Origin of the sequence: Vibrio mimicus CAIM 602, assembly GCF_000338875.1 — a bacterium.
Taxonomy (GTDB): Bacteria; Pseudomonadota; Gammaproteobacteria; order Enterobacterales; family Vibrionaceae; genus Vibrio; species Vibrio mimicus.
On the sequence record NZ_AOMO01000104.1, the window covers coordinates 1 to 4,649 of the forward strand.

5 protein-coding genes and 2 pseudogenes are annotated in these 4,649 nt (G+C 41.2%); 1 reads left to right on the forward strand and 6 read right to left on the reverse strand.

Features of this window, described 5'->3' with window-relative positions; translation table 11 throughout:
- The first annotated feature begins 843 nt into the window (after window positions 1-843).
- Window positions 844-1,422, forward strand: coding sequence for a hypothetical protein (locus D908_RS00165; protein WP_005527990.1), 579 nt, complete (start codon window positions 844-846; stop codon window positions 1,420-1,422).
- Window positions 1,423-1,564: 142 nt separating this feature from the next.
- Here D908_RS00165 and D908_RS23295 read toward each other — a convergent pair.
- The 6 genes and pseudogenes from D908_RS23295 to D908_RS00145 form a co-directional block, all read right to left on the reverse strand.
- A pseudogene (locus tag D908_RS23295) lies at window positions 1,565-1,678 on the reverse strand (DUF645 family protein); the annotation flags it as partial.
- Window positions 1,659-1,784, reverse strand: a complete 126-nt coding sequence (locus D908_RS22870) for a DUF645 family protein (protein ID WP_080551860.1) — start codon at window positions 1,782-1,784, stop codon at window positions 1,659-1,661. The gene D908_RS22870 and the pseudogene D908_RS23295, both read right to left, overlap by 20 nt.
- A 429-nt stretch (window positions 1,785-2,213) precedes the next feature.
- The gene (locus D908_RS00155; protein WP_005527996.1) at window positions 2,214-2,405 is read right to left on the reverse strand and encodes a DUF3709 domain-containing protein; all 192 of its coding nucleotides are present in this window, start codon (window positions 2,403-2,405) and stop codon (window positions 2,214-2,216) included.
- Between the two features lie 159 nt (window positions 2,406-2,564).
- Window positions 2,565-2,774: a hypothetical protein gene (locus tag D908_RS22385; protein ID WP_032467791.1), complete on the reverse strand. Its 210-nt coding sequence runs from the start codon at window positions 2,772-2,774 to the stop codon at window positions 2,565-2,567.
- A 724-nt stretch (window positions 2,775-3,498) separates the two neighbouring features.
- Window positions 3,499-3,880: pseudogene (locus D908_RS00150) on the reverse strand (MmcQ/YjbR family DNA-binding protein).
- A gap of 30 nt (window positions 3,881-3,910) precedes the next feature.
- On the reverse strand, window positions 3,911-4,303 hold the full coding sequence (locus D908_RS00145; protein WP_005528005.1) for a hypothetical protein: 393 nt from the start codon (window positions 4,301-4,303) through the stop codon (window positions 3,911-3,913).
- Window positions 4,304-4,649: the final 346 nt, after the last annotated feature.

A 4,649-nucleotide genomic window follows, 5' to 3' on the forward strand; every position in this document is an offset into this window, starting at 1 on the left:
CGGTTCAACAAATGCTTCTGGTGCATTTTCAAAGTGCATGATTCCAATCTGATAATTTAGACGCAAGAGTGAGTCTAAATCTGACGCTTCAGCCGATCTAATTTTCATTTTCGTCCTCTGAATTTGATATGTAAACTAACGCTGCGTTAAGGGGTGAATGCCGCCTAAACTAACCTTCCGCAGACCACTTTCACCACCAAAACCAACCGCATACCAAAAATGCCACGCGGCATGAATCCCTCTTGAACGCCTTGTTATGCTTAAGCTTCAAAGGGTTACGTTTGACCAGAACCAAGATTAACTCGACTTTGATTCACAAACAAAAGCCAAAACGTAGAAAACCGAAATGAATCATAGTTTTGATAATCAGGCTCGGATTTTTGGCAAATCTAGTTTGAAGTTTGAAAACCTAGAAATGGATTTCTGATTGAGCGAACCGCCCTCACCTCGCGCTTACCCGAAAATTGATTGAGGCAATTCTCTGAATTTTCAGCGCCAAAGAATAAGTGTCCGAAAAACAGTGCTCAAAAAAACCAGCTTGCCGACAAACACAAAACTGAAAAGCCAAGGGAACAAAGAAAAACCATAACCAACTGATTTTACTTGATTAAGCATAACGCCCAATTAAGGGGTGAACAACGCATCCACCCAAACCTAAAGCATTATGCCATAAACACTAAATTTGAAGTAGAAGCAAAATGCCAAGCGTTGTGAATCCCTCTTAAATTCATTGTTAGATTAAATTGCCTAATTTGCTCACATAATTGTTTAGTTGTTAAGCATAAGAGGGAAGCTTCATCTAAACTGTGTTTCCTAAATAGAAATAATGAGTTATTCCCAATTATGAGTATACCTGTACGTACCTTTATCACCGTATTCATCGCTTACCTTATGGGCGTTTCGCTACAAAGCCATGCAACTGGAATAGAGCCTTTAGTTGGAACATTAAAAAAAATATATGTTGCAAGTTATCATCATGGTTCAGGTTGCTTGAGTTTGTCTGAGAAGGAATTCGACAACGCCATTCTCTCTGAAATCAATAGTAGAGGCGTGGAAGCAATAGACAAGCACCAATATTTCGATATTTCGCTTCAAGAAGCTAGCAGCTATAGTGCATATGGACGGTACGGCGTAAATTTGTTCACTCAAAAGCTAGGCAACAATCTATGTGTTGCACATATTGAGGCTAGATTGTCCTTTGATGTTAAAGCTCTGATACCTTACACACAAGATCAAACAACCCAAATTCACCACTCTTTCATTATTAATAACCAAATTCTAGTTGGGGAAGCCGAGAAAATCATGCTCGAAATAGAAGAGTTTAATGCAGTGTCAGCAAAACTATTGACCAACTATGTATTACGTTACAAGCAAAAAACGTTATCTAAATACCCTGAAGTTAAGCACAATTTTGGCGAATAAATCTAACGCCCGCCTAAGGGGCTGGCAACGCATAACACTAAACTCAAACACAACAACCGTAACCACCGCGGCTCAATGGGACTGGAAACGCCACGCGTTGACAGTCCCTCTTGAGGCGTTTGTTAGCTTCGTAGCCCATTGTTTACCAATGACTTTTTAAACACATTTGCTTGAAATGCATTTTACGCAAAAGCATCACACAAACACACTTCCAACGCCAAAAGCTGTGAAGTTGGCTACCAGAACTTAAAACGACCTAGGCTAAGTTGGCCACAGTTAAGAGTCCGCGACAAAGAATGCAAGATCACAGCGATGATGCAGCCTTTTGTGAAACCAAACTTTCCGAGTGGAACATCCAACAGCGTTGAAGCATCGAGGTTTGATGGTTTTCAGCAACTTTGAAACTGCTGAACATTCCACACTTTCTACCAAGTCAGCATCAGAAAGACTCGAAAGCCAAGTTGTGGAATTTGAACGCTAAAAGCGGATTTTTCACAGCAAATGAGCTTAGATTTTGATGGTTCTAGCCTTTAAGAAGCTAACGCCCGCCTAAGGGGCTGACAACGCATCACAACCAAACTCAAACACAACAACCGAAACCACTTCGGCTCATTGGGACTGGAAACGCCGCGCGTTGACAGTCCCTCTTGAGGCGTTTGTTATGCTTAAGCTTCAACACTTTACATTTGAGCGAACTCAAGAATAACTCACTGAAATCATTGACCAAAATTCGAATTTCCTTGAGTTAGAACTGACTCAAATTTTACCTATGAACTAACCAATGCAGGCTTTCATTTAGCAACTAGGCCAATGTAGAAAACCTCTCCGACAAACTCACTCACCACGCATGGGCACGACAACTCAATGAGGCAATGACACTGAAATTTACAGCGACAGACACATTGCCGCTTCATTAGGCAGCGAAAAACAATATTGAATTGCCGACAAAACCTGAACGAAATCCCAAAGGAATCGACATTCACAACCTGCTGATTTTTATGGATTAAGCATAACGCCCGCCTAAGGGGCTGACAACGCACTACCACAAAACTCAATTACAACAACTGTAACCACCGCAGCTCAATGGGACTGGAAACGCCACGCGTTGACAGTCCCTCTTGAGGCGTTTGTTATGCATAAGATCAACCATTGCGATTTCGATTGCGAATATCGTGAACTTGCCGCATAAAGCTAACTACTCCAGCAACGAAAAAACTACCAGCCAGAGCTGGAAGGATTTCTATTAATACCCTTGAAATGTAGGTGTTCGCTGCAGGGTGATCTTTTAGCGCTGGAATGAGAATAAAAAATGAAATACCAATATAAAACAAACGTTTTTCGAATAATTCCATTCGACTCCAAGCTGCAGATAAGATCGGCCAATCTCTATAAAAATCAACAATAGACGATACTATGACAGCTAAAATTGTTAACCCAATAGCCACAATAATTATTGTCGAAAATAAGTCACTCACCTTTAACCCCCAATGTTGCATAACGCTGCGTTAAGGGGTGAATGCCGCATAAACCAAGCTTCCGCAGACCACTTTCACCACCAAAACCAACCGCATACCAAAAATGCCACGCGGCATGAATCCCGCTTAAACGCCTTGTTATGTTCTAGCTAACGCAAGAGTGATAAGACACCAAGTACTACCATACAAAATCCGAATGGATTCAACTTAATCAACTCAATGAAATTTCGCAGCAATCTTGATGTCCAGTGCCTGTCATATACTATGCTTGTGGTCCCAATTTGATACGACTGATCGTAGTATCCACCCAAATAAGGGAAATAAGTTGGTTTTCCAACATACCATTGCCTAACTTTTGCGGTGATAGATTTACATAGTTTTTTCATAGTATTACCCTGTTTTTTTCAGTTAACCCATGCTAACAAACTCATGTAACACCGAACCACAACACAAAAATGTTGCTGTCATTATGCAATAGAACATAACGCCCGCCTAAGGGGCTGACAACGCATACCACTAGACTCAAACACAACAACCGTAACCACCTCGACCCATTGAGACTGGAAACGCCACGCGTTGACAGTCCCTCTTGAGGCGTTTGTTATGTGCGTATTACAGATTGACAAAGAATACCCAGCTCAACCTGTTTCTTTTTGCTTAAACCACTTGCAACAATTTTATACGATTCAGATAGATAGTAACGGAGCTCTTCGTCAAGATGACCTTCGTCGTCTATTTGCTGAATCCATTTCATCCCACGATTTGCGAAGTATGGCGCTGGTTTATAACCAGAACAATTGCTCAGAAAATCAAAATTTAAGTCTGACACTTTAAAAGTAAATGCTGCTTTCTCCTCAGAACTCCAGCCGCCGATCAGCAAAAACTTTATCACCAACTTTCCAAACATCTGAGTTGCCCCATTGGACAACATGACTCGTGGCAGGGAAAGAACCGCAAAACGTGTTGAAATCATCGTAATTCATATGTTCATCCTTGAAGCACATAACGCCCTGCTAAGGTGTGAGCCACATTAGCACCACAATAAAAATTACCACCATAATCACAAAAGTATGGGGAGTTAAAACTGCCGAGCGTGGCGAATCACTCTTAAGCAGTTTGTTAGCATGCGGGGCTGATTGATTCACTATATTTACATACTGTCTCATAGCAGACACGTAGTTGCCGATTGTTCTATCAGATATTTCATGTGATTCATGAAGCTTCGCGACTATAGCCGAAATATCGTTTGCGCTAGCTAGAGTTTTTGAGTTAACTCTGATATTTGCATGCTTCTCCACACCATTTAAGTAGGAAACATAAGACTTACAAGAGTCAGCCACTTTGTCATTTTGCCCTACGCCCTGTTCACGAATAAATGCTTCATATTTCTTCTGATGTTCAAACATAACCCTAGCCTCTGAGTATTCATACTCTTAAAACGTAGGTTACGATCTCATCTAATGTCATCTATGATTTCGTACAAAGCATGCTAACGCCCGATTAAGCAGTGAGCAACGCTCAAACCAACTTAACGCATAACAACTTAACCACTAATATCCAAGAATACTGGCAATGCCTTGCGTTGCGAATCTGTCTTGAATCGATTGTTAGGTCACGACCAAATTAGCATTAGGTCTCTCATTAATCATTGATTATCAAACGGAATTGAAGAAAAAGACAAAAAATCGAAGCCGAAGTATTCGTCATGGCTCTACCTTGAGGTCTTGCGGGCGTCACTCTTCAATCGTGCCC

Excerpts from the sequence above, each read along its gene's own strand:
- D908_RS00145 (WP_005528005.1), bottom strand. The coding sequence starts at position 4,303 with ATGTTTGAACATCAGAAGAAATATGAAGCATTTATTCGTGAACAGGGC.
- D908_RS22385 (WP_032467791.1), bottom strand. The coding sequence starts at position 2,774 with ATGGAATTATTCGAAAAACGTTTGTTTTATATTGGTATTTCATTTTTT.
- D908_RS00165 (WP_005527990.1), top strand. The coding sequence starts at position 844 with ATGAGTATACCTGTACGTACCTTTATCACCGTATTCATCGCTTACCTT.